The 338-nt window shown below is 71.0% G+C and carries 1 pseudogene; it reads left to right on the top strand.

From position 1 onward, the window contains the following. A pseudogene (locus AAHZ94_RS35180) lies at nucleotides 1-338 on the top strand (acetolactate synthase large subunit); the annotation flags it as partial.

Here is a 338-nt window from a genome sequence, read left to right as displayed (position 1 = left end):
GGCATCACCATGCCCATCACCAAGCACAACTGGCTCGTGACGAACGCGGACGACATTCCGCGGACGATCGCTGAGGCGTTCCACGTGGCCTCCACCGGCCGGCCGGGGCCGGTCCTGGTGGACATCGCCAAGGACGCGTTGCAGGCCCGTACGCAATTCTCCTGGCCGCCGCAGACCGAGTTGCCCGGGTACCGTCCAGCGGCCCGGCCGCATTCCGGGCAGGTGCGGGAGGCGGCGCGGTTGATCACGCAGGCGCGGCGGCCGGTGTTGTACGTGGGGGGTGGGGTGCTCAAGGCGCGGGCCAGTGCGGAGTTGCGGGTGCTGGCGGAGTTGACGGG

Source organism: Streptomyces sp. HSW2009 (assembly GCF_040240285.1).
GTDB lineage: Bacteria > Actinomycetota > Actinomycetes > Streptomycetales > Streptomycetaceae > Streptomyces.
This window is presented reverse-complemented; position numbering and strand designations above follow the sequence as displayed.